Annotated in this window: 18 protein-coding genes; 12 read left to right on the top strand and 6 right to left on the bottom strand. The window is 59.5% G+C overall.

All coding sequences use genetic code 11. The features are described 5' to 3' along the window. The first annotated feature begins 37 nt into the window (after window positions 1-37). The 6 genes from fadB to AC1MDC_RS23955 all read left to right on the top strand — a co-directional run bounded on the left by fadB (window position 38) and on the right by AC1MDC_RS23955 (window position 7,507). The gene (gene fadB / locus AC1MDC_RS23980; RefSeq protein ID WP_085700511.1) at window positions 38-2,185 is read left to right on the top strand and encodes a fatty acid oxidation complex subunit alpha FadB; all 2,148 of its coding nucleotides are present in this window, start codon (window positions 38-40) and stop codon (window positions 2,183-2,185) included. A 29-nt stretch (window positions 2,186-2,214) separates the two neighbouring features. Further along, window positions 2,215-3,390 carry an acetyl-CoA C-acyltransferase FadA gene (gene fadA, locus AC1MDC_RS23975; protein ID WP_085700510.1) on the top strand — a complete coding sequence of 392 codons (1,176 nt, stop codon included), beginning with the start codon at window positions 2,215-2,217 and terminating at the stop codon, window positions 3,388-3,390. Window positions 3,391-3,489: 99 nt separating this feature from the next. Continuing rightward, complete coding sequence (locus tag AC1MDC_RS23970) at window positions 3,490-3,726, top strand: DUF1653 domain-containing protein (RefSeq protein WP_007953059.1); 237 nt, start codon at window positions 3,490-3,492, stop codon at window positions 3,724-3,726. Window positions 3,727-3,840: 114 nt separating this feature from the next. Beyond that, complete coding sequence (topA, locus tag AC1MDC_RS23965; protein ID WP_007953057.1) at window positions 3,841-6,471, top strand: type I DNA topoisomerase; 2,631 nt, start codon at window positions 3,841-3,843, stop codon at window positions 6,469-6,471. A gap of 171 nt (window positions 6,472-6,642) precedes the next feature. Then, window positions 6,643-7,167, top strand: coding sequence for a DUF6586 family protein (locus AC1MDC_RS23960; RefSeq protein ID WP_480393811.1), 525 nt, complete (start codon window positions 6,643-6,645; stop codon window positions 7,165-7,167). Window positions 7,168-7,273: 106 nt separating this feature from the next. After that, on the top strand, window positions 7,274-7,507 hold the full coding sequence (locus AC1MDC_RS23955; RefSeq protein ID WP_007953047.1) for a hypothetical protein: 234 nt from the start codon (window positions 7,274-7,276) through the stop codon (window positions 7,505-7,507). Window positions 7,508-7,593: 86 nt separating this feature from the next. Here AC1MDC_RS23955 and sulA read toward each other — a convergent pair whose 3' ends face one another. Together sulA and lexA are read right to left on the bottom strand one after the other, a co-directional pair. Beyond that, window positions 7,594-8,067: an SOS-induced cell division inhibitor SulA gene (gene sulA, locus AC1MDC_RS23950; RefSeq protein ID WP_480393810.1), complete on the bottom strand. Its 474-nt coding sequence runs from the start codon at window positions 8,065-8,067 to the stop codon at window positions 7,594-7,596. A gap of 10 nt (window positions 8,068-8,077) precedes the next feature. Further along, window positions 8,078-8,686, bottom strand: coding sequence for a transcriptional repressor LexA (lexA, locus tag AC1MDC_RS23945; RefSeq protein ID WP_480393809.1), 609 nt, complete (start codon window positions 8,684-8,686; stop codon window positions 8,078-8,080). Window positions 8,687-8,916: 230 nt separating this feature from the next. Between lexA and AC1MDC_RS23940 the strand changes: the two genes are divergently transcribed. From AC1MDC_RS23940 to AC1MDC_RS23930, 3 genes are all read left to right on the top strand, one after another. Further along, window positions 8,917-9,624, top strand: coding sequence for a TetR/AcrR family transcriptional regulator (locus tag AC1MDC_RS23940; RefSeq protein WP_085686822.1), 708 nt, complete (start codon window positions 8,917-8,919; stop codon window positions 9,622-9,624). 158 nt (window positions 9,625-9,782) lie between these two features. Continuing rightward, window positions 9,783-10,793 carry a beta-N-acetylhexosaminidase gene (gene nagZ, locus AC1MDC_RS23935; protein ID WP_227233066.1) on the top strand — a complete coding sequence of 337 codons (1,011 nt, stop codon included), beginning with the start codon at window positions 9,783-9,785 and terminating at the stop codon, window positions 10,791-10,793. Window positions 10,794-10,806: 13 nt separating this feature from the next. Beyond that, window positions 10,807-11,544, top strand: coding sequence for an S-methyl-5'-thioinosine phosphorylase (locus AC1MDC_RS23930; protein ID WP_007953033.1), 738 nt, complete (start codon window positions 10,807-10,809; stop codon window positions 11,542-11,544). Between the two features lie 114 nt (window positions 11,545-11,658). Here AC1MDC_RS23930 and AC1MDC_RS23925 read toward each other — a convergent pair whose 3' ends face one another. From AC1MDC_RS23925 to mfd, 3 genes are read right to left on the bottom strand one after another with little or no spacing between them, the layout of a single operon-like run. Then, window positions 11,659-14,349 (bottom strand): SNF2-related protein, encoded by a 2,691-nt coding sequence (locus AC1MDC_RS23925; protein WP_480393808.1) that lies wholly within the window; start codon window positions 14,347-14,349, stop codon window positions 11,659-11,661. An 11-nt stretch (window positions 14,350-14,360) separates the two neighbouring features. Further along, window positions 14,361-14,927, bottom strand: a complete 567-nt coding sequence (locus AC1MDC_RS23920; protein ID WP_085700503.1) for a CsiV family protein — start codon at window positions 14,925-14,927, stop codon at window positions 14,361-14,363. 10 nt (window positions 14,928-14,937) lie between these two features. Next, window positions 14,938-18,387, bottom strand: coding sequence for a transcription-repair coupling factor (gene mfd / locus AC1MDC_RS23915; RefSeq protein WP_085700502.1), 3,450 nt, complete (start codon window positions 18,385-18,387; stop codon window positions 14,938-14,940). Between the two features lie 354 nt (window positions 18,388-18,741). On the opposite strand from mfd, the gene AC1MDC_RS23910 reads away from it, so the two are divergent. After that, window positions 18,742-20,205 (top strand): glyceraldehyde-3-phosphate dehydrogenase, encoded by a 1,464-nt coding sequence (locus AC1MDC_RS23910; protein ID WP_262196206.1) that lies wholly within the window; start codon window positions 18,742-18,744, stop codon window positions 20,203-20,205. Window positions 20,206-20,270: 65 nt separating this feature from the next. On the opposite strand, the gene tcuC is transcribed toward AC1MDC_RS23910, so the two are convergent. Beyond that, window positions 20,271-21,563: a tricarballylate/proton symporter TcuC gene (gene tcuC / locus AC1MDC_RS23905; protein WP_480393807.1), complete on the bottom strand. Its 1,293-nt coding sequence runs from the start codon at window positions 21,561-21,563 to the stop codon at window positions 20,271-20,273. A 53-nt stretch (window positions 21,564-21,616) separates the two neighbouring features. Here tcuC and AC1MDC_RS23900 point away from each other — a divergent pair, with 53 nt between their 5' ends. After that, window positions 21,617-22,666, top strand: a complete 1,050-nt coding sequence (locus tag AC1MDC_RS23900) for an FAD:protein FMN transferase (RefSeq protein WP_480393806.1) — start codon at window positions 21,617-21,619, stop codon at window positions 22,664-22,666. A gap of 197 nt (window positions 22,667-22,863) precedes the next feature. Next, window positions 22,864-24,258 carry a Si-specific NAD(P)(+) transhydrogenase gene (gene sthA, locus AC1MDC_RS23895; protein WP_007953019.1) on the top strand — a complete coding sequence of 465 codons (1,395 nt, stop codon included), beginning with the start codon at window positions 22,864-22,866 and terminating at the stop codon, window positions 24,256-24,258. Window position 24,259 lies beyond the last annotated feature (1 nt).

Raw genomic sequence — 24,259 nt, 5'->3', positions numbered from 1 at the left:
GTGTACTGTTCAGCTTCCATATCGTGGAGATCAGTTGATGATTTACGAAGGTAAAGCCATCACGGTTAAAGCTCTTGAAAGTGGCATCGTCGAATTGAAATTCGACCTCAAGGGTGAGTCCGTCAACAAGTTCAACCGTCTTACCCTGAACGAACTGCGTCAGGCCGTAGACACCATCAAGGCAGATGCTTCGATCAAGGGCGTGATCGTCAGCAGTGGCAAGGACGTGTTCATCGTCGGCGCCGACATCACCGAATTTGTCGACAACTTCAAGCTGCCGGATGCCGAGCTGGTTGCTGGCAATCTCGAAGCCAACAAGATCTTCAGCGATTTCGAAGACCTCAACGTTCCGACCGTGGCCGCGATCAACGGCATCGCCCTGGGTGGCGGTCTGGAAATGTGCCTGGCAGCGGACTACCGCGTCATGTCGACCAAGGCCAAGATCGGTCTGCCGGAAGTCAAGCTGGGCATCTACCCGGGCTTCGGTGGTACCGTTCGTCTGCCGCGCCTGATCGGTGCCGACAACGCCATCGAGTGGATTGCCGCCGGCAAGGAAAACCGTCCTGAGGACGCGCTGAAGGTCGGCGCCGTCGATGCCGTGGTTGCTCCTGAAAAACTGCACGATGCCGCCCTTGAGCTGATCAAGCGCGCCGTCTCCGGCGAGTTCGACTTTAAGGCCAAGCGCCAGCCTAAGCTGGAAAAGCTCAAGCTGAACGCCATTGAACAAATGATGGCCTTCGAAACTGCCAAAGGTTTCGTGGCTGGCCAGGCGGGTCCGAACTACCCGGCCCCGGTTGAAGCGATCAAGACCATCCAGAAAGCCGCGAATTTCGGCCGTGACAAGGCGCTGGAAGTCGAAGCTGCAGGTTTCGTGAAACTGGCCAAGACCTCTGCCGCGCAGAGTTTGATCGGTCTGTTCCTGAACGATCAGGAGCTGAAGAAAAAGGCCAAGGCCTACGACGAAATCGCCAAGGACGTGAAGCAGGCTGCCGTACTGGGCGCCGGCATCATGGGTGGAGGTATCGCCTATCAGTCGGCTTCCAAAGGTACGCCGATCCTGATGAAGGACATCAACGAGCACGGCATCGAGCAAGGTCTGGCTGAAGCCGCCAAGCTGCTGGTTGGCCGCGTTGATAAAGGCCGCATGACCGCCGCGAAAATGGCTGAAGTGCTCAACGGCATTCGTCCGACCCTGTCCTACGGCGATTTTGGGCACGTCGACCTGGTTGTTGAAGCCGTGGTCGAGAATCCGAAGGTCAAGCAAGCCGTTCTGGCGGAAGTCGAAGAGAAGGTCAAAGAGGACACCATCCTCGCGTCCAACACCTCGACCATTTCCATCAGCCTGCTGGCCAAGGCGCTCAAGCGTCCGGAAAACTTCGTCGGCATGCACTTCTTCAACCCGGTGCACATGATGCCGCTGGTGGAAGTGATCCGCGGCGAGAAGTCCAGCGAGCAGGCGATTGCCACCACCGTTGCCTACGCCAAGAAAATGGGCAAGAACCCGATCGTCGTCAACGACTGCCCGGGCTTCCTGGTCAACCGCGTACTGTTCCCGTACTTTGGTGGTTTCGCCAAGCTGGTCAGCGCCGGTGTGGACTTCGTCCGTATCGACAAGATCATGGAAAAATTCGGCTGGCCGATGGGCCCGGCGTACCTGATGGACGTGGTCGGCATCGACACCGGTCACCATGGTCGTGACGTGATGGCCGAAGGCTTCCCGGATCGCATGAAGGATGACCGTCGTTCGGCCATCGACGTGCTTTACGAAGCCAAGCGTCTGGGCCAGAAGAACGGCAAGGGCTTCTATGCCTACGAGGCCGACAAGAAAGGCAAGCAGAAGAAAGTCGCCGATCCGTCGGTGCTGGAAGTGCTCAAGCCGATCATCTACGAGCAGCGCGAAGTCACTGACGAAGACATCATCAACTGGATGATGATCCCGCTGTGCCTGGAAACCGTGCGTTGCCTGGAAGACGGCATCGTCGAAACCGCCGCCGAAGCCGACATGGGTCTGGTTTACGGTATTGGTTTCCCTCCATTCCGTGGCGGTGCGCTGCGCTACATCGACTCGATCGGTGTTGCCGAGTTCGTTGCCCTGGCCGACCAGTACGCTGATTTGGGCGCGCTGTACCACCCGACCGCGAAGCTGCGCGAAATGGCCAAGAACGGCCAGAGCTTCTTCGGTTAAGCGCCCCCAACTAGAGTGAGAGTGAACTTATGAGCTTGAATCCTAGAGACGTCGTGATTGTCGACTTCGGTCGTACTCCGATGGGCCGCTCCAAGGGCGGCATGCACCGCAACACCCGCGCCGAAGACATGTCGGCGCACCTGATCAGCAAACTGCTGGAACGCAACACCAAGGTCGATCCTGCAGAAGTCGAGGACGTGATCTGGGGCTGTGTGAACCAGACCCTGGAGCAGGGCTGGAACATCGCGCGCATGGCGTCGCTGATGACCCAGATCCCGCACACTTCGGCCGGCCAGACCGTCAGCCGTCTGTGTGGGTCGTCGATGAGCGCCCTGCACACCGCTGCGCAAGCGATCATGACCGGCAACGGTGACGTTTTCGTGGTTGGCGGCGTCGAGCATATGGGTCACGTGAGCATGATGCACGGTGTCGATCCGAACCCGCACATGTCCCTGTACGCGGCGAAAGCCTCGGGCATGATGGGCCTGACCGCCGAAATGCTGGGCAAAATGCACGGCATCACTCGCGAACAGCAGGACGCCTTTGGCGTGCGTTCCCATCAGTTGGCCCACAAGGCGACTGTGGAAGGCAAGTTCAAGGACGAAATCATCCCGATGCAGGGTTACGACGAGAACGGTTTCCTGAAAACCTTCGACTACGACGAAACCATTCGTCCGGAAACCACCCTGGAAAGTCTGGCGGCTCTCAAGCCGGCGTTCAATCCAAAGGGCGGCACCGTGACTGCTGGTACTTCATCGCAGATCACCGATGGTGCTTCGTGCATGATCGTGATGTCGGCGCAGCGTGCACAGGACCTGGGCATCCAGCCTATGGCGGTGATTCGTTCGATGGCGGTAGCTGGTGTCGACCCGGCCATCATGGGTTATGGTCCGGTACCGGCAACTCAGAAAGCACTGAAACGTGCGGGCCTGGGTATCAACGATATCGACTTCTTCGAGCTCAACGAAGCGTTCGCCGCACAGGCCCTGCCAGTGCTGAAAGACCTGAAAGTGCTCGACAAGATGAATGAGAAGGTTAACCTGCACGGCGGCGCGATCGCCCTGGGTCATCCGTTCGGTTGCTCCGGTGCCCGTATTTCCGGCACCTTGCTGAATGTGATGAAGCAGAATGGCGGCACCTTCGGGGTGTCCACCATGTGCATTGGCCTCGGCCAGGGCATTTCCACCGTCTTCGAACGCGTTTAAGCGTCTCGTCGATGGAAGCCGGGGCCAAGTGCCCCGGTTTTTGTTTTTGCGGATTTATTTTTGTTTTTATTTTGAAAAAATTTGAGTGAGGGCCGAAGCATGCCGATACAACCTGGGCTCTACCAACATTACAAAGGTCCGCAGTACCGCGTATTCAGTGTCGCGCGGCATTCCGAGACCGAAGAAGAAGTGGTCTTTTACCAAGCCCTGTATGGCGATTACGGCTTCTGGGTACGTCCCTTGAGCATGTTCCTGGAGTCGGTCGAGGTTGACGGGGAGCAGGTCCCACGCTTTGCTTTGGTGCAAGCCGAACCGAGCCTTTTTTCGAAGCCGTAAGGCGAGTGCGCGCAAAACCCTGCGCTTGACCTCACCTTGTAGCCACTATATATAGCGGTGCCGCGTCAGGCGCCAACCGCCTTTCACTTCTAGAATTCAGGAATTTTCTGATCCATGGGCAAATCGCTGGTCATTGTGGAATCCCCGGCTAAGGCCAAGACCATCAACAAGTATCTGGGCAACCAATACGTGGTGAAGTCGAGTATCGGCCATATCCGAGACCTGCCCACCAGCGGTTCGGCTAGCGCCAGCAAGGAGCCAGCCGCCAAGCGCGGCAAGGCTGCTGCGGGCGAAGCGCCAGCGCTGTCGCCGAAAGAGAAGGCACGCAAGCAGCTGGTCTCGCGCATGGGCGTCGATCCCGAGCACGGCTGGAAAGCCAAGTACGAGATCCTCCCGGGCAAGGAAAAAGTCATCGAAGAGCTGCGCCGGCTCGCCAAGGATGCTGACACCATCTATCTCGCAACCGACTTGGATCGCGAGGGGGAAGCCATTGCCTGGCACCTGCGCGAAGCCATCGGTGGTGATGACAGCCGCTACAAGCGTGTGGTGTTCAACGAAATCACCAAGAAGGCGATTCAGGAAGCCTTCTCGGAGCCGGGCGAACTCGACATCGATCGAGTGAATGCACAGCAGGCTCGTCGCTTCCTCGACCGCGTCGTCGGCTACATGGTCTCGCCGCTGTTGTGGGCGAAGATCGCCCGTGGCCTGTCCGCCGGTCGCGTGCAATCGGTTGCCGTGAAACTGGTGGTCGAGCGTGAGCGTGAGATCCGCGCGTTCAACCCGGAAGAGTACTGGGAAGTGCATGCCGACCTTGGCACTGCCAAAGGTTCGACCGTGCGTTTCGAAGTCGCTCGCGAGAAAGGCGAAGCCTTCAAGCCGTTGAACGAAGCGCAGGCGACGGCCGCGCTGGAGAAGCTCAAGTCCTCTAGCTACAGCATCGTCAAGCGTGAAGACAAACCGACCAGCAGCAAGCCGTCGGCACCGTTCATTACTTCCACACTGCAGCAGGCCGCGAGCAATCGACTGGGCTTCGGTGTGAAGAAAACCATGATGATGGCCCAGCGTCTCTACGAAGCCGGCTACATCACCTATATGCGTACCGACTCGACCAACCTCTCGGCCGATGCCGTGGCGATGGCGCGCGATTACATCGAAACCGAGTTCGGCAAAAAATACCTGCCGGAGTCGCCGAACGTCTATAGCAGCAAGGAAGGCGCACAAGAGGCTCACGAAGCGATTCGTCCATCTGACGCCAACACCACGCCAGCCAAGCTGGCCGGCATGGAGCGCGACGCTGAGCGCCTTTACGAGCTGATCTGGCGCCAGTTCCTGGCTTGCCAGATGCTGCCGGCGCAATACCTGTCGACCACCGTCAGCGTCGCTGCCGGCGACTTCGAGCTGCGCGCCAAGGGCCGCATTCTAAAGTTCGATGGTTACACCCGCGTGCTGCCGCAAATCACCAAGCCTGGTGACGATGACGTTCTGCCGGACATGGCGCAGGGCGACGTGATGAAGCTGATCAAGCTCGATCCGTCCCAGCACTTCACCAAGCCGCCGGCCCGTTATTCGGAAGCCAGCCTGGTGAAGGAAATGGAAAAGCGCGGCATCGGTCGTCCTTCGACTTACGCAGCGATCATCTCGACCATTCAGGATCGCGGCTATGTGACCCTGCACAACCGTCGTTTCTATTCGGAAAAGATGGGCGATATCGTTACCGAGCGTCTGTCTGAAAGCTTCTCGAACCTCATGGACTACGGTTTCACCGCCGGCATGGAAGAGAACCTCGATGACGTGGCGCAGGGCGAGCGCGATTGGAAGAACGTGCTGGACGAGTTCTACGGCGACTTCAAGAAAAAACTTGAAGTGGCGGAGAATCCGGAAGCCGGCATGCGTGCCAACCAGCCGGTGATGACCGATATTCCGTGCACCACCTGCGGCCGTCCGATGCAGATTCGTACTGCGTCGACTGGCGTGTTCCTCGGCTGCTCGGGTTACAGCCTGCCGCCGAAAGAGCGCTGCAAGGCCACCGTCAACCTGGTGCCGGGCGATGAAATCGCTGCGGATGACGAGGGTGAGTCGGAATCCCTGGTACTGCGCGGCAAGCATCGTTGCCCGATCTGCAGTACAGCAATGGACGCCTACCTGCTCGACGAGAAACGCAAGCTGCACATCTGCGGTAACAACCCGGATTGCGCCGGCTACGAAATCGAAGAAGGCAGCTATCGCATCAAGGGCTACGAAGGCCCGAGCCTGGAATGCGACAAGTGCGGCAGCGAGATGCAGCTCAAGACCGGCCGTTTCGGCAAGTTCTTCGGTTGTACCAACCCGACGTGCAAGAACACCCGGAAACTGCTGAAAAGCGGTGATGCGGCGCCGCCGAAGATGGATCCGGTGAAGATGCCCGAGCTGAAATGCGAGAAGGTCAATGACACCTACATTCTGCGCGACGGTGCGTCCGGCCTGTTCCTGGCGGCCAGCCAGTTCCCGAAAAACCGCGAGACCCGTGCTCCGCTGGTGATCGAGATTCTGCCGCACAAGGACGAAATCGATCCGAAGTACCACTTCCTGTGCGAAGCGCCGCAGAAGGATCCGGATGGCTTGCCAGCCGTGATCCGCTACAGCCGCAAGACCAAGGAACAATACGTTCAGACCGAAGTCGACGGCAAGCCAACAGGCTGGAAAGCGTTCTTCGATGGTGGCAAGTGGACGGTCGAAGACAAGCGTCCGGCAAAAGCCAAGGCTTGAGCAAACGCTGAACTGAAGGTGCGCTGATCGGGCATCTTCAATTCAAAAGGCCGCATGACAACCTTCGGGTTTTCATGCGGCCTTTTTGTTTAATGCTTGCGGTCGGATCGGCTGATCCATGACACTGTCCGGCCTGTGTGAAGCAATTATTTCGTTGTGGAGAGTGCCGACATGGCCCACGAACTCTATACCCGTACCAATCAGAAGATCTATTTCGCGGGTTTGTCGCTGGAAGCGCTGACCAGGGCCGAAGAGGGGCGGGCGATGAATTCGCTGGCGCTGATTCAGGCCGGGCGCGAGTCCGCACTGTTTCATCTCTATGGTGCATTGTTGGGGTTGTGTCATGAAATCGCGGGCTTCTATCGTCTGCCGCAAGCCAATTCGTCGCGGGCGGAAGCCTTGTTGACCCGCGAAGTGCTGGAGTCGATTGCCATCCCTGAGCTGGCAGAGATGATTGAGCTGGCAAGCAATTCAGAGACCTGGCTGGCTAAATTGCTGGCTGCGCACTCGGCGCTGTTTCAGCCACCTCGAGTTCCACATAAACCGAAAGGTGATGTGACGCAGCCGTTGATTCAGGCGGTGAATCTGGATGAGGAAGAGGCAGTTGAAGAGCTGAGCCGCGAAGAGCTCGAGAGCTGGCGGCAGAACCTCAAGGGGCTGGCGATCCGTTTCCGTGAAGGCTTGAACGAGTGCTGAGGGGCTCTGGACTGGCGGCGACGAGAGGCGTGCTGCTGGTCAAGATCCCGAGCGAAGCCTGAATGATGTCTATATAATCCCTGCCTTTCGTGGAGAACAGACCTATATGCCAACGTCCTTTCTAGAAATTGTCGAGCTACCAGACGGCCGAATCGAACTGCGCAGGGCTGAGGACGAGGGTTCTCTGGTGACTCTGGATTTCTCCGAGGATGCCAAGGCGTTTCTGCAGGGCCAGCACGTTGAAATTGCCAAGGCGATGTTGAGCGTCGGTGTGCAAATGGCGGGGCGTATGGTTGAAGGCGAATTCGACAAGGATGAGGGACCGCGCGTTCTTCACTGATCTGCTGTCTGTCAGTTACTGCTACAGATCGGCTTCTCTATCCTTGGAGAAGCCCTGCGCTTTACGTGGCGCGCGTTGTTGCTGAATCACCCCAAGCGAATATTCAGGCTTTGAGCGTCACCGGTGCGGGCGGCGCTGATCAACTGTTGCCGTGCGCCTGCGCTCAGTGGATTCAACCATGTGACGACCGTGTGGCTGCGACCCAGGCGTAATGCTTCACAGGCCAGCTGCTGAGCGCTTTGAGCGCCACGGGGTTGTAACAGCAGGATGCGTTCGCGATTCAATCCGGCATCCCGCAGCCAAGTCTGGGTCAGGCTGGCAGGCGGTGCAATCAGGGTCAGCCAGCGTGCGTCCTGATCGTCGCTCAGTTCGCGAAGAATCGGGGCCAGCAGGCTCAGGCAGTTCCCGGCCGCGCCGCGCAGTGAAAGCTCGCTGAACGCTTCGGGTTCGGTATTCCACGGACGTTCGACGACATCCTTGAGGATGGGGGCGAGCGGTTGCGCCAGAAAAGCTTCGAACAACGGCAGTTGTGTTTGCTGAGGTGCGTGTGGGAACTGCATAAAGCCTCCTTTAGCGGCGGATGACGCCGACACTCAAGCCTTCGATGACCAGTTCCTGGTCTTTCAGGTTGACTTCGATAGGGGCAAACTCGGGGTTTTCGGCAATCAGCCAGACTTTGCTGCCGTCACGCTTGAAGCGTTTGACGGTGACTTCGTCGCCGATCCGTGCAACCACGATCTGACCGTTGCGTGCCTCGCGGGTGGCGTGAACCGCCAGCAGGTCACCGTCGAAAATGCCGATGTCCTTCATGCTCATGCCATGGACGCGCAACAGATAGTCGGCGCGTGGATGAAAGAAGGCCGGATTGATGTTGCAGGATTCTTCGATGTGTTGCTGGGCAAGAATCGGGGCACCGGCAGCCACTCGGCCGATGATCGGCAGGGTGGATTCGTCGACCTTGGCTTCGAAGCCGGGGATGCGAATACCGCGAGAGGCGCCTGGTGTCATCTCGATCGCGCCTTTGCGGGCGAGCGCCTTGAGGTGCTCTTCTGCCGCGTTCGGCGATTTGAAACCCAGTTCCTGAGCGATTTCCGCGCGGGTCGGCGGGTAGCCGTTGTCTTCGAGGCAGCGTTTGATAAAGGCCAGAATCTCGGCTTGGCGTGGCGTCAGCTTAAGCATATTGATCGCTCTGTCTTTTTATACAGTGACTGGGATTATATACAGTGAAGCGGGCTTGGCAATGATCCTTTTTTGCCATGCCGCCGGACGGTCAGTGACGACGCTGATTAATGTGGCGTCCTTGTTGTGGTTAAATATCTGACCGACCATTCCCAAAACGAACTGGCAGGCTTGACAAGGCATAGGCTGAAACGTATGTTTCAAACAAGTGTTTGTCAGGCGGAGTAGCCATGGCCCAGTCGGAAACCGTTGAACGCATTCTTGATGCTGCAGAACAGCTGTTCGCGGAAAAAGGTTTCGCTGAAACCTCATTGCGTCTGATCACCAGCAAGGCAGGGGTCAACCTCGCTGCGGTGAACTATCACTTTGGGTCGAAGAAGGCGCTGATTCAGGCGGTTTTCTCGCGCTTCCTCGGTCCGTTCTGCATCAGCCTCGACAAAGAGCTGGAACGCCGCCAGGCCAAGCCAGAGAACAAGCCTTCGCTCGAAGAGCTGCTGGAAATCCTCGTCGAGCAAGCACTGGTGGTACAGCCACGCAGCGGCAACGATCTGTCGATTTTCATGCGTTTGCTGGGGCTTGCATTCAGTCAGAGTCAAGGCCACTTGCGTCGGTATCTGGAAGACATGTACGGAAAGGTTTTCCGTCGCTACATGTTGCTGGTAAACGAAGCTGCCCCGCGTATTCCTCCGATCGAACTGTTCTGGCGCGTGCACTTCATGCTCGGTGCCGCAGCATTCAGCATGTCGGGGATCAAGGCCTTGCGCGCGATTGCCGAGACCGATTTCGGTGTCAACACTTCCATCGAGCAGGTGATGCGTCTGATGGTGCCGTTCCTGGCAGCCGGCATGCGTGCCGAAACCGGCGTCACTGACACTGCAATGGCTACCGCGCAGTTGCGACCACGCAGCAAGTCTGCGCCGACACCTGCCAAGGTTTAATCGTCCATGGGTGGGCGCGGCAGCTGACATCCGCTAAGCTAGCCGCCCATGTCGACTCTCGTCCTGAACCCGTTTCTCATTGAAATCACCGATCCGCCGGGCCATGCCTCTGGCGGTGATTTTGTGGGAGACGGGTTTTTCGTTTTCAAGGAATTTCTATGACTGCTGGCCTGCAAGGCTCGTTGATGGTGGACGTCGCCGGTACCTGGCTGACGGCCGAAGATCGCCAATTGTTGCGCCAGCCCGAAGTGGGCGGCTTGATCATTTTTGCCCGCAATATCGAGCATCCGCGCCAGGTGCGCGAGCTGAGCGCCGCAATCCGTGCCATTCGTCCGGACTTGCTATTGGCGGTGGATCAGGAAGGCGGCCGCGTCCAACGTCTGCGTCAGGGCTTCGTACGCCTGCCGGCCATGCGCGCCATCGCTGACAATCCAAATGCCGAATACCTGGCCGAGCAATGCGGCTGGATCATGGCTACTGAGGTTCTGGCCGTTGGCCTCGACTTGAGCTTCGCGCCGGTGCTGGATCTGGATTACCAGCGCAGTGCCGTCGTCGGTACCCGTTCATTCGAAGGCGATCCGGAGCGCGCCGCGCTGCTCGCCGGTGCGTTTATAAAAGGCATGAACAGCGCCGGCATGGCCGCCACCGGTAAGCATTTTCCTGGCCATGGCTGGGCGGAAGCCGATTCCCACGTCGCAATCCCCAACGACGAGCGCAGTCTTGAAGAGATCCGCGCCAACGACCTCGTGCCGTTCGCCAGGCTCAGCAAGCATTTGGCCGCCGTCATGCCGGCCCACGTTATTTATCCGCAAGTCGACGCACAGCCCGCCGGATTCTCCCGGCGCTGGTTGCAGGACATCCTGCGTGGCGAGTTGCAGTTCGACGGCGTGATCTTTAGCGATGATCTGTCGATGGCTGGCGCGCATGTGGTCGGCGATGCTGCCAGTCGTATCGAGGCGGCGCTGAGTGCCGGTTGCGACATGGGTCTGGTTTGCAATGACCGCGCGGCCGCCGAGCTGGCCCTTAGCGCCGCGCAGCGCATGAAGGTCAAGCCGTCGCCGCGTATCGCGCGCATGCGCGGTCAGGCGTTCGCCAGCACCGAATACCGTCAGGATCCGCGCTGGCTGACCGCTGTCGGCGCGCTCAAAGACGCTCAACTGATCGATTAAGGATTTTTTCGCTATGACGGTTTACGCAATCATCGGCGGCACTGGCCTGACCCAGCTGGAAGGCCTGAGCATTCGTCAGTCGCTGGCGGTGGATACGCCTTATGGTGCGCCATCGGCCGAGGTTCAGATTGGTGAATACGCCGGCAAGGAAGTGCTGTTCCTCGCTCGCCACGGCCATCCGCATCGCTTTCCACCACACAAAGTCAATTACCGCGCCAACCTGTGGGCGTTGAAGCAGGCCGGGGCCGAGGCGATCATCGCGGTCAATGCCGTGGGCGGGATTCATCCTGCAATGGGCACCGGACATTTCTGCGTACCGCATCAGATCGTGGACTACACCAGTGGTCGTGAGCACACCTATTTCGCCGATGACCTGGAACATGTCACACACATCGACTTCAGCTTTCCCTACAGCGAACCGCTGCGTCAGCAACTGATTGCTGCATTGGCTGCCGAAGGTTGCGAGTACAGCGATCAAGGCGTTTACGCTTGCACTCAGGGCCCGCGTCTGGAAACCGTGGCCGAGATCGTACGACTGGAGCGTGACGGCTGCGACATCGTCGGCATGACCGGCATGCCGGAAGCGGCGCTGGCTCGCGAACTGGATCTGGATTACGCCTGCTTGTCGCTGGTGGTGAATCCGGCAGCGGGCAAGACCACTGAAGTGATTACCATGGCTGAAATCGAACAGGCGTTGCACGACGGCATGGGCAAGGTGAAGTCGACGTTGGCGCGGGTGCTCAAGGGCTGATTCGGGCTCAAAACCGAGTCGAGTCATTTGCGGGCAAGCCCGCTCCCACAGGTTGAGCGCTATCTCTGTGGGAGCGGGCTTGCCCGCGAATCGATCTGCAAGCCGACATGGATCTCAGCGCTTGTCGAACTTGTCCGGCAACGGCGCAAACAGCGCCTCGATATCATCACTCTGCAACTTCCAGTCCCCGGCCTTTCGCCCGTCCAGCACGCCAGCCGCCAAGTCGGATTTTTCCCGCTGCAGATGCTGAATTTTCTCCTCGACCGTGCCTCGGGCAATCATCTTGTAGACGAAAACCGGTTTCTCCTGGCCAATGCGATACGCGCGGTCAGTTGCCTGATTCTCGGTCGCCGGGTTCCACCACGGATCGTAATGAATCACCGTGTCCGCTTCCGTCAGGTTCAGACCCACACCGCCAGCCTTCAGGCTGATGAGAAAGATCTGACGCTTGCCGCTCTGGAATTCCTTCACTGGTGTGCGCCGATCCCGGGTCTGTCCCGTCAGCAGCGCATAGGAGATATTGCGTTTTTTCAGCTCGTCCTCAATCAGTGACAGCATCGAAGTGAACTGCGAAAACAGCAGAATCCGCCGGCCTTCCTCAAACAATTCCTCAAGCATCTCCATCAGGCTGTCGAGCTTGCCCGAGGTGCTGCCGCGAGCGGGCAGGGTGGCGTCGTTGACCAGGCGCAAATCGCAGCAGACCTGCCGGAGTTTGAGCAGTGCTTCCAGAATGATGATCTGACTGCGCGCCACGCCTTTGCGGGTGATCTCGTCGCGCACCTTCTTGTCCATGGCCAGACGCATGGTTTCGTACACGTCGCGCTGAGCCTCGTTGAGCTCGACCCAATGGATGATCTCGGTTTTTGGCGGCAACTCGGTCGCGACCTGTTCCTTGGTGCGGCGCAACAGGAACGGTTTGATCCGACCGTTGAGGTGCTGAAGTCTGACTTCGCTCGCGCGCTTTTCGATCGGCACGCGGTAATCGGCGTTGAAGCTTTTGACGTCGCCGAGCCAGCCAGGCAGCAGAAAGTGAAACAGCGACCACAGTTCGCCCAGGTGATTTTCCAGCGGCGTCCCGCTCAGGCACAGGCGCTGACGAGCGTTCAATTCTCGGGCTGCCTGCGCGGCTTTGCTGTTCGGGTTCTTGATGTACTGCGCTTCATCCAGCACCAGTACATGCAGCGGCTGTTGCGCCAGACGTTCGACATCCTTGGGAAGCAATGCATAGGTCGTGAGGATCAGGTCGTATTCGGCCAGATGCTCGAAATGCTTTTTACGGCTGGCACCGTACAGGGCGACAACCTTGAGTTGCGGCGTGAAGTGCGCCGCTTCGTCCAGCCAGTTGGGAATCAGGCTGGTAGGCATCGCCACCATGCACGGCCGATCCAGGCGCCCGGCGTTCTTCTCGCTGAGAATGTGCGCCAGAGTCTGTAGGGTTTTGCCCAGTCCCATGTCATCCGCGAGAATCCCGCCGACTTCCAGTTGCCGCAGCGACTGCATCCAGCTCAAGCCTTCGAGCTGATAAGGACGCAGTGTCGCATTCAGCCCCTTGGGTGGCTTGGCGCTGTAACCGCGGATGTCACGCAAGCGCTGGGCGAAGCTGCGAATCTGCTCGCCACCCTCCCACAGCAGCGGAATGCCTTCCAGCGAATTCAGGCGCGTGGCGTCGGCCTTGCTCAGGCGCAGGGTGGTTTCGCCCGGCTCCTGCAAATAGAACTCGCCAAGGGTCGCCAGCACCGGCTTAAGCCGGCCGAGGGGCAGGGCGACTTGCAGCGGTCCATGCTCGCTGTTGCGTTGCGGGATGTTCACCAGAATCAGCTCATCATCGCGACGGCGGGCGAGACGTTCCGGATTGAGGATTTCCGTATGCGAGCGCATCAGGTTGAGCAGGATCGGCAGCAGGCTCAGGCGCTCACCGTTGACGATGATTCCCAGCTCCAGATCGAACCAGTCCCGCTCCGGCGCCTGCTCGACGGTGGCGTACCAGTCGTCGACGGCGGTCAGGTCGAAGCCGAACTCATCGTCGACCAACAGCTCCCAGCCCTGGGTGCGCAGCTTCGGCAGATCATTGAGAGTGAACGTCAGCCAGGCGCTGTCGTTGACCATCTCATAAAGTTCGCCGGCGCTTTCCGGCAGAGCCTTGCTCTGCCGGGTGGCGATGCGAAAGCCGAGGATTCGCAGCTGCTCGCGGTAGCTTTGTTCAATGTCCGGATGGCGTTTCACCCGCAGGGTCTGGGCTTCCTGGCGAATCAGGATGTCGCTGTTCTTCTGGCCGCTGACGTATTCGTCGAGGTAACTGAAGGACAGCGCTGCGCGATGCTGGATGTAGCGCTGCATCTTGCCGTTGCGTGGTTCGAACGCGCTGAACTCGACACTCGCCAGCCACAGGCGTGGCACCGGTTGCACGTTATCCACCAGCACTTGCGGCGGTGCCTTCGGGCTGCGGTTTTCCAGCACGGCCTGGAGTTTTTCCAGCAGTTCGGCGTCTTTGGCGGCGGCTGGGTATTCGAGGGTTTCCTGCACTTGCAGCAACACCGCCGCGCAATGTTTGCAGTTGCTGTGTACCGGGCAGGTGCAGGTCGCGTCGACCATCAGCAGGGTGCCTTTGGCCGACTCACGCAGGTGAATCGTCTGACGATAGACGTTACCGCCAGAGCCTTCGCAACGGGCGGTGATGGTCGCGTCGCCGACCTGCACGAATCGCACCCGGTTTTCCAGCGCGTAGCGGCGGCCACGCTCCAGGCTCTGTTCCTTGAATCGGCTGACCCAGGAGGAGGCCAGCGGTTTACTCAGGGGCGGGGGCATAAGGACTTCGATCAGTCCGGAACGACTTCAGGCGCTTCCCGAGGCGCGGGTGCCGTCAGTGAAGTGATCTTGATCAGCAGGGCCAGGTGGCCGTTGTCGAGGTAGTTGAGTTGGCCGTTCTTGGTGTGGCTGTTCTGTTTCAGGCGCTCGCTGGCGGTGACCATGCCGTTGGCGTCGATCTGGTTGACCCAGAAGTCGGCGTTCACGTCGGTAAAGCGCCCGAGCTTCATTTCTATGGTGCCTTCGATAGGGAATTGGCCGAACTGCTCCTGACCTTCGCTGACTGCGACCTTGGCTGGAGTCTCGCCCAGCGTCTGCTGCCAGGCTTTGTGCATCAGCACGCTGTACTCGCCGCTGGCGTTGAGTTTGCTCACAACATCGTTCAATGCCGGGGTGCGTTTGCTGTCATCGCCTAAGCGTTGGGCGCCGGCTGCCCAGTCTTCCGGTGCGGCGCGGCTGACTATCGCCGGCACGGCGTTCTGACGTACCAGAATCATTTCGACCTGATACAGGTCATCGGCAAACGCCGTCGGTGCTACAAGTGTCAGTAGCAAGGTCAATGAGCGAAACAGGCGCATGCGGCGTCCTTCAAGCAGTTTTCGGGATGAGGCGCTCGAACAGCGCCTCCACAGTATTAAAGCGCTCTTCCGGGCGCTCCATCGGCACCTGGAACTTGAACACGGTGGCGCCTTCGAATTTGTAGCGTTTTGGCTGGCTCTGGATCAGTTTGATCAGGGTCATCGGGTCGACCGGCGTCTGCGCCGCGAACTCGATGCGCCCACCTTGCGGGCCGCCATCGACTTTCTTGATGCCCAGCTGCTCGGCCTGCAATTTCAGCGCCGTGATGCGCATCAGATTCTTGGTCGGCTCCGGCAGCAGACCGAAGCGATCGATCATCTCGACTTGCAGATCCTTCAGGCCTTCCTCGTCGGTGGCCGAAGCGATGCGCTTGTACAGGATCAGGCGCGCGTGAACATCCGGCAGATAATCTTCCGGAATCAGCGCCGGCACCCGCAGGTTGACCTCCGGGCCGCCGCCGAGCGGTTGATCGAGGTTCGGCTGCTCGCCCTTGCGGATCGACTTCACTGCGCGCTCAAGCATTTCCATGTACAGCGTGAAGCCGACAGCCTGAATCTGCCCGCTCTGACCGTCGCCTAGCAATTCGCCGGCGCCACGGATTTCCAGATCGTTGGTGGCCAGTACGAAGCCGGCACCCAGATCCTGAGTATTGGCAATCGCCTCCAGACGTTTTTCCGCATCACCGGTAATTTGCTGGCGTGGCGGGGTCAGCAGGTAGGCGTAAGCCTGGTGGTGACTACGACCAACACGACCGCGCAACTGGTGCAACTGCGCCAGGCCGAACTTGTCGGCACGCTCGATGATGATGGTGTTGGCGCTCGGCACGTCGATGCCGGTCTCGATGATGGTCGAGGCGATCAGCACGTTGAAGCGCTTGTGGTAGAAGTCGCTCATCACCTGTTCGAGTTCGCGTTCGCGCATCTGCCCGTGGCCGATGCCGATCCGCGCTTCCGGCACCAGTTCGGCGAGTTCGGCGGCGCACTTCTCGATGGTCTTCACGTCGTTGTGCAGGTAGTAAACCTGGCCGCCACGCAGCAGCTCACGCAGCAAAGCCTCTTTGACTGTGCTCTTGTTCTGCTCCATGACGAACGTGCGCACCGACAGGCGTCGCGCCGGCGGCGTGGCGATGATCGACAGGTCGCGCATGCCCGACACTGCCATGTTCAGCGTGCGCGGAATCGGCGTGGCCGTCAGCGTAAGAATGTCGACTTCGCTGCGCAGGGCCTTGAGCTGTTCCTTCTGACGGACACCGAAGCGGTGCTCTTCGTCGATGATCACCAGCCCGAGGTTTTTGATTTTGACGTCGTCCTGCAGCAACTTGTGGGTGCCGATGACGATGTCGATATTGCCTTCGGCCAGCTCGGCCACCGCAGCGTTCACTTCCTTGGCCGACTTGAAGCGGCTCATCACTTCCACGGTCACCGGCCAGTCGGCGAAGCGGTCGCGGAAGCTGTTGTAATGCTGCTGGGCGAGCAGGGTGGTCGGCACCAGGATCGCCACTTGTTTGCCGCCGTGTACAGCGATGAACGCGGCGCGCATGGCCACTTCGGTCTTGCCGAAACCGACGTCGCCGCAGACCAGGCGATCCATCGGTTTCGGCGCAAGCATGTCTTCACGCACGGCTTCGATGGTGGATTGCTGGTCCGGAGTCTCCTCGAACGGGAAGCCGGCGCTGAAAGTCGCGTAATCGGCCTTCGGGTCGGCAAAGGCATAACCTTCGCGGGCGGCGCGGCGGGCATAGATGTCAAGCAATTCGGCAGCGACGTCACGCACTTGCTCGGCGGCCTTGCGCTTGGCTTTCTGCCAGGTCTCGGAGCCGAGGCGGTGCAGCGGGGCCAGCGCATCGTCGCTACCGGTGTAACGGGCGATCAGATGCAGGTTGGCCACCGGCACATAGAGCTTGGCGTTCTCGGCGTATTCGAGGGTCAGGAATTCGGCAGCCTGATTGTCGATTTCCAGAATCGTCAGGCCGAGATAGCGACCGACACCGTGGTCGATGTGCACCACCGGCGCGCCTTCGCGCAGCTCGGTGAGGTTCTTGATCACCGCATCGTTGTTGGCGTCGGCGCGTTTTTCGCGGCGACGACGCTGCATCACCCGTTGGCCGAACAGCGGGCTTTCCGCGACCAGTGCCAACGCCGGGTCATCCAGCATCAAGCCTTCGTCGAGCGGGGCGATGGTGATCGCCAGGCGATCCTTGCTTGCAACGAAGTCCGGCCAGCTGTCGACGGTTTTCGGGCGCAGCTTCAGGCGATCCAGCAACTCCAGCAACACTTCGCGACGGCCTGCGGATTCGGCGGTAAACAGCACGCGCCCCGGGAATTCGTCGAGGAATGCCGAAAGCGCGGCCAGAGGTTGCGTGGCCTTGGCTTCGATCGCCAGATTCGGCAATGCCTGCGCCGGGAAGCGCTCCCGGCCGGCACCGGTTTCCACATCCTGCTGACTGGCGACCACGCGCGGCCAGTTCTTCAGGCGGGCGAAACAGTCTTCCACCGGCAGGAAAAGTTCGGCCGGCGGCAGTAAAGGACGCGATGGGTCGACGCGGCGCTCTTCATAACGATTGCGTACGTCGTTCCAGAAATTTTCCGCCGCTTGCTCGATGCCTGGCAGCGAGAACACTTGAGTGTCCTGCGGCAAGTAATCGAACAGGGTCGAGGTTTCTTCGAAGAACAGCGGCAGGTAGTACTCGATGCCGGCCGGCGTGATGCCGCTGCTCAGGTCCTGAAAGATCGGGCAGCGACGGAAGTCGACGTCGAAACGCTCGCGAAAGCGTGCCTTGAAGCGAGTGACCGCTTCTTTCTGCAGCGGGAATTCCTTGGCCGGCAGCAGCTTGACCGAATCGACCTTGTCGATGGAACGCTGGGTTTCCGGATCGAAGGTGCGCAGGGTTTCGATTTCATCGTCGAACAGATCGATGCGATACGGCAGTTTGCTGCCCATCGGGAACAGGTCGATCAACGCGCCACGCACCGTGAACTCGCCGTGTTCGTAAACTGTGTCGACGTAGCGATAGCCGCTGGCTTCCAGGCGCGAGCGCATTTGCTCGACATCGAGCTTCTGCCCGACATCCAGCACCAGACTGCTGCCGAGCAGGAATTTGGTCGGCGCCAGACGATGCAGGGCGGTGGTGATCGGCACCACCAGCACGCCATGTTCCAGTTCAGGCAGTCTATAAAGGCTGGCAATGCGCTGGGAGATGATGTCCTGGTGTGGCGAGAACAGGTCGTAGGGCAGGGTTTCCCAGTCCGGGAAATGCAGCACTGGCAAATCCGGGGCGAAGAAGCTCAGCTCCTGTTCCAGCCGTTCGGCACTCTGGCTGTCGGCGGTCAAAAGCAGCGTGAAGCGCTTGGCAGCGCTGGCAGCCTCGGCAATTGCCAGGCTCAGGGCGGCACCGGGGAGGTTGCCCCAGTGCTGTTTACCTGCCGCGGCAGGGAGAAGCGGTAGACGCAGAACAGGCACGGAAGGTTGAGCTCCAGGCGTTGCGACAAAGTCGGTAATTGTAGCGGCGTCCGGTGCCGCCTGTCAGTTGCAGGATGCGTCTATCTGCGCTGTTTGGGAAAAATGTAGTGGTAACCATAAAAACCAGCGCTTTTTTTACGGTTATGTAGTGCCAAAAGTCGGAGGTGTTACGGAGGGTTACAGACATCGTCTAACAGTCGTCGAAAAACTGACTGCGCTGGAAGCCCCGGTTTTACTGGGCTGGCGCAGAGCGTTATTTTTTTGGACGGGATTTTGTTACCGATTGCGCGACAGGCGCGCATTGCTACGAGAGGTTCTCGGCGGCATAATGTAGCCCCTTTTTTCTGCCCCTACATGTGGAAGGTTACCGTGACTCAGAAGCCCGACCAGTGTCTTGGTGAATGGATCGACCGTGAAGCACTCGCAGAAGCGATGATTCCGCTTATCGGTCAGCTCTACCGCAACAACAACGTGGTGAGCTCGATCTATGGCCGCAGCCTGATCAACCAGTCTGTCATCGCGATTCTCAAAGCCCACCGCTTTGCTCGCCACCGCTCTTCCGACGACAGCGAACTCTCCGTCCACGAAACATTCCCTCTTCTCAAGGCCATGAGCGAGCTGAAGCTCGGCGCGGCTTCGGTGGATATGGGCAAGTTGGCGTTCAAGTTCCGCGCTGAAGGCAATGGCCGCACCGCTGAACAATTCGTTCGCGAAGAACTGGCCGATGTCGTTGGTCAGCAGAACGCTTCGGCGCGTAAAGGCACTGACGTCGTGCTGTACGGCTTCGGTCGTATCGGCCGTCTGCTGGCGCGCATCCTGATCGAAAAAACCGGTGGTGGCGACGGCTTGCGTCTGCGCGCCATCGTGGTACGCAAGGGCTCTGAAAACGACCTGGTCAAACGTGCCAGCCTGCTGCGTCGTGATTCGGTTCACGGCCCGTTCGATGGCACCATCACCATCGACGAAGAAAACAACACCATTACCGCCAACGGCAACCTGATTCAGGTGATCTACGCCAAGAGCCCGAGCGAAGTCGACTATACCCAGTACGGCATCGAAAACGCTCTGATCGTGGACAACACAGGTGTATGGCGTGATGCCGACGGTCTGGGACAGCACCTGGCCTGCCCGGGCGCTGCCCGCGTGATTCTCACCGCTCCGGGTAAAGGCGCGTTGAAGAACATCGTTCACGGCATCAACCATGGCGACATCACGCCTGACGACAAGATCATCTCGGCGGCGTCCTGCACCACCAACGCCATCGTGCCGGTGCTCAAGGCTGTCAACGACCAGTACGGCATCGTCAACGGCCACGTTGAAACCGTTCACTCGTTCACCAACGACCAGAACCTGATCGACAACTTCCACAAGGGCAGCCGTCGTGGCCGCGCCGCGCCGCTGAACATGGTAATCACCGAGACCGGTGCTGCCACTGCAGCCGCCAAGGCGTTGCCAGTGCTCAAGGGCAAGCTGACCGGTAACGCGATTCGCGTTCCTACGCCAAACGTGTCGATGGCCATTCTGAATCTGAACCTGGAAAAGGCCACCACTCGCGAAGAAATCAACGAGTACCTGCGCCAGATGGCCATGCACTCGGATTTGCACAAGCAGATCGACTACGTCAGCTCGCAGGAAGTGGTTTCCACTGACTTCGTGGGCTCGCGTCACGCTGGTGTCGTGGATGCCGAGGCAACCATTACCCAGGACAACCGCGTTGTTCTGTATGTCTGGTACGACAACGAGTTCGGTTACAGCTGCCAGGTGGTTCGCGTGATGGAAGACATGGCCGGTGTAAATCCGCCAGCGTTCCCGCGCTAAGCCTTAGCCGCAAATGAAAACGCCCCGACTCTGGTCGGGGCGTTTTTGTTTGTGCGCGATTTGCCTTAGCGGGGGATAGCGGCTTGTGCCGTGCGCAATTCGTGCTTGTTGCCACGGAACAGCACCAGTGTGGCGATCAGGCCCAGTACCGCTGCACCACTGAGCCAGATCCCCGGTGCCGCCTTGTTGTCCAGCACATGGATCAGATAAGTGCAGGCCGCCGGCGTAAAACCACCAAAGGTTGCGGTGGCCAGGCTGTAGGCCAGCGAGAAGCCGGTCGTACGAACTTCTACCGGCATGATCTCGGTGAGCGCCACCACCATTGCCCCGTTGTATGAGCCGTACAGAAACGACAGCCACAATTCGACAACCAGGAGATGGCTGAAGCTCGGGTTCGCTACCAGCCACGACAACGCCGGATAAGCGGTCAGGATCGCCAGAATCGTCGCCGCCAACAGTAGGGGTTTGCGCCCCACCTTGTCAGACACTGCGCCCATCACCGGCAGCCAGAAGAAGTTCGACAGACCGATGCACACGGTCACCAGCAACGCATCGAAGTCAGACAGGTGCAATTCCGCCTTGCCGAACGTCGGCGTGTACGCCGTGATCAGGTAGAACGACACCGTCGTCATGACCACCAGCGCCATGCCGGCGATGACGATGCCAAAGTTCTGACCGATCGAACGGACGATTTCCTGCACGGTAGGGCGATGTTTGCGCGCCTGGAACTCCGGGGTTTCCTCCAGCGAGCGACGGATGACGAAAATCACCGGGACGATCATGCAGCCGATCAGGAACGGCACGCGCCAGCCCCATTCGCCCATCTGTTCCGGGCTCAGCCAGTGGTTGAGGCCGACACCGAGCAGGCCGGCGAACACCACGGCGGCTTGCTGGCTGGCGGACTGCCAACTGACGAAAAAACCCTTGCGGCCCGGCGTGGCGATTTCCGCCAGGTACACCGACACGCCACCTAATTCGACGCCAGCCGAGAAGCCTTGCAGCAAGCGGCCGAACAGCACGATCAGCGGCGCGGCCACCCCAAGGGTGGCGTAGCCCGGCACGCAGGCAATCAGTACGGTGCCGGCCGCCATCAGGGCCAATGTGATGATCAGGCCCTGACGTCGGCCGTGCCGGTCGATGTAGGCGCCGAGAAAAATCGCCCCCAGCGGACGCATCAGGAAACCGGCACCAAAAGTGGCCAGGGAAAGCATCAAGGAAGCGAAGGCGCTGTCGGTGGGAAAGAAGGTCTTGGCAATGGCCGTGGCATAGAAGCCGTAGACCATGAAGTCGAACATCTCGAGAAAGTTGCCGCTGACAACGCGAAAAATCGCCTTGCCTTTGCCGGTCGTGGAAGACATGGGTAGGTACTCGCTCTAAATCTTGTAAGAAAGCGTTGCGCTCGTAGCCCATAATGGCCGGCGCTGTTTTGCGAGGAGATGAAGAATTGTTAACTGGACGGTGGGGGATTCTCGTGCTGCTGGCCGGGGTTTTATCCGGCTGCGGCAACGGCGATTCCCTCGAGACTATTGGTGGCCCGACGATGGGCAGCACTTACTCGATCAAGTACGTGCGCCACGCCAATCTGCCTGCCCCGCAGGAAGTGCGTGTCGAAGTGGAAAAAATCCTCGCGGATGTCGACCGGCAGATGTCGACTTATCGCGCGGACTCCGACATCTCGCGCTTCAATGAGTTGCCGGCTGATCGCTGTCAGGTCATGCCCGCGCCGATCCTGGAAATGGTCCGCATGGGCGAACAGCTGTCGCAGCAAAGCGAAGGCTCCTACGACCTAACGGTTGAGCCGCTGATGAATCTATGGGGTTTCGGCCCGCAGGGGCGCGAAGAAAAAGTCCCGGACGCGGCGGCACTGGCCGAGGTTCGCCAGCGGGTCGGTCATCAACATCTACGTATCGACGGCGATCGGTTGTGCAAGGACGCGGCGGTCGAGGTGGATTTCAACAGCATCGCCGCCGGTTACGCGGTCGATGCCATTGCTGCGCGACTCGAAGCCCTGGGCATCCATGACTATCTCGCGCAAGCCACCGGCGAGCTCAAGGCGTCCGGCAAGAAACCCGACGGTTCGCCATGGCGTGTCGCACTGGAAGAACCGCGAGATGATCAGCAGGTGGCAGAGCGCGTCATCAACATCGATGGCTATGGCTTGTCCACCTCCGGCGACTATCGCAACTATTTTCAGCAGGATGGCCGGCGCTATTCCCACACCTTCGATGCCCGGACCGGTGCGCCGGTCCTGCACGATCTGGCGTCGGTCACGGTCATTCATCCTTCAACGCTGATGGCCGATGGACTATCGACGCTGTTGCTGATTCTCGGGCCTGAAAGGGCCTGGGACTATGCCGAAAAACACGACATTGGTGCATTCTTTGTGATTCGTGCCGATACAGGTTTCGTCACACGCACCAGTCACGCTTTCGAACGGCTCAGTGACGCAAAAGTTGACTGAGAACAGTACGAAAGCTGGCGTTGTAGTGCAGGCAAAAGTAGCCTACGACGCGACCAAGGGTTAATGTGCGCGGCGTTGACGCTTCTATAGACTGTGTCCGGGTTTTCTACTGGCCCCCAATTGTTCCTTCGCGCCGTCGTTCGGCGTGATTTAGCCGCCGGTGCTGCTGGCACCGCGGCCTGTTCTGAGGAGTACGCATGGCTGTCTACAACTACGACGTGGTGGTGCTGGGTTCCGGCCCGGCGGGAGAAGGCGCGGCAATGAACGCCGCCAAAGCAGGGCGCAAGGTGGCGATGGTCGACAGCCGTCGCCAGGTCGGCGGCAACTGCACCCACCTGGGCACCATCCCGTCCAAGGCACTGCGTCACTCGGTGCGGCAGATCATGCAGTTCAACACCAACCCGATGTTCCGTGCGATCGGCGAGCCGCGCTGGTTCTCCTTCCCGGATGTGTTGAAAAGCGCCGAGAAAGTCATCTCCAAGCAAGTCGCTTCGCGTACCGGCTACTACGCCCGTAACCGCGTCGACGTGTTCTTCGGTACCGGCAGCTTCGCCGACGAGCAAACCATCGAAGTGGTCTGCGCCAACGGCGTGGTCGAGAAACTGGTGGCCAAGCACATCATCATCGCCACCGGTTCGCGTCCTTATCGCCCGGCGGACATCGATTTCCACCACCCGCGTATCTACGATAGCGACACCATCCTCAGCCTCGGCCACACCCCGCGCAAACTGATCGTTTACGGCGCCGGCGTGATCGGTTGCGAATACGCTTCGATCTTCAGCGGTCTGGGCGTGCTGGTCGAACTGGTGGACAACCGCGGTCAGCTTCTGAGCTTCCTCGACTCGGAAATCTCCCAGGCGTTGAGCTACCACTTCAGCAACAACAACATCACCGTGCGTCACAACGAAGAGTATGACCGCGTCGAAGGCGTGGACAACGGCGTGATCCTGCACCTGAAGTCCGGCAAGAAGATCAAGGCCGACGCCTTGCTCTGGTGTAACGGCCGTACCGGTAATACCGACCAGTTGGGTCTGGAAAACATCGGGGTCAAGGTCAACAGCCGTGGCCAGATCGAAGTCGACGAGAACTACCGCACCTGTGTGCAGAACATCTATGGCGCCGGTGACGTGATCGGCTGGCCGAGCCTGGCCAGTGCCGCCCACGACCAGGGCCGTTCGGCCGCTGGCAGCATCGTTGACAATGGCAGCTGGCGTTTCGTGAATGACGTGCCGACTGGCATCTACACCATTCCGGAGATCAGCTCGATCGGCAAGAACGAGCAGGAACTGACCCAGGCCAAAGTGCCGTACGAAGTGGGCAAGGCGTTCTTCAAGAGCATGGCGCGTGCACAGATCGCCGGCGAGCCGCAGGGCATGCTGAAGATCCTGTTCCACCGTGAAACCCTGGAAGTGCTGGGCGTTCACTGCTTCGGTTATCAGGCGTCGGAGATCGTGCACATCGGTCAGGCGATCATGAACCAGCCGGGCGAACTGAATACCCTGAAGTACTTCGTCAACACGACGTTCAACTACCCGACCATGGCCGAAGCCTATCGGGTAGCGGCGTACGACGGCCTCAACCGGCTTTTTTGAC

It is taken from the genome of Pseudomonas sp. 1 (genome assembly GCF_056626735.1).
The sequence above is the reverse complement of the archived record's forward strand: the minus strand, read 5'-3'. Positions and strand labels throughout refer to the sequence as shown.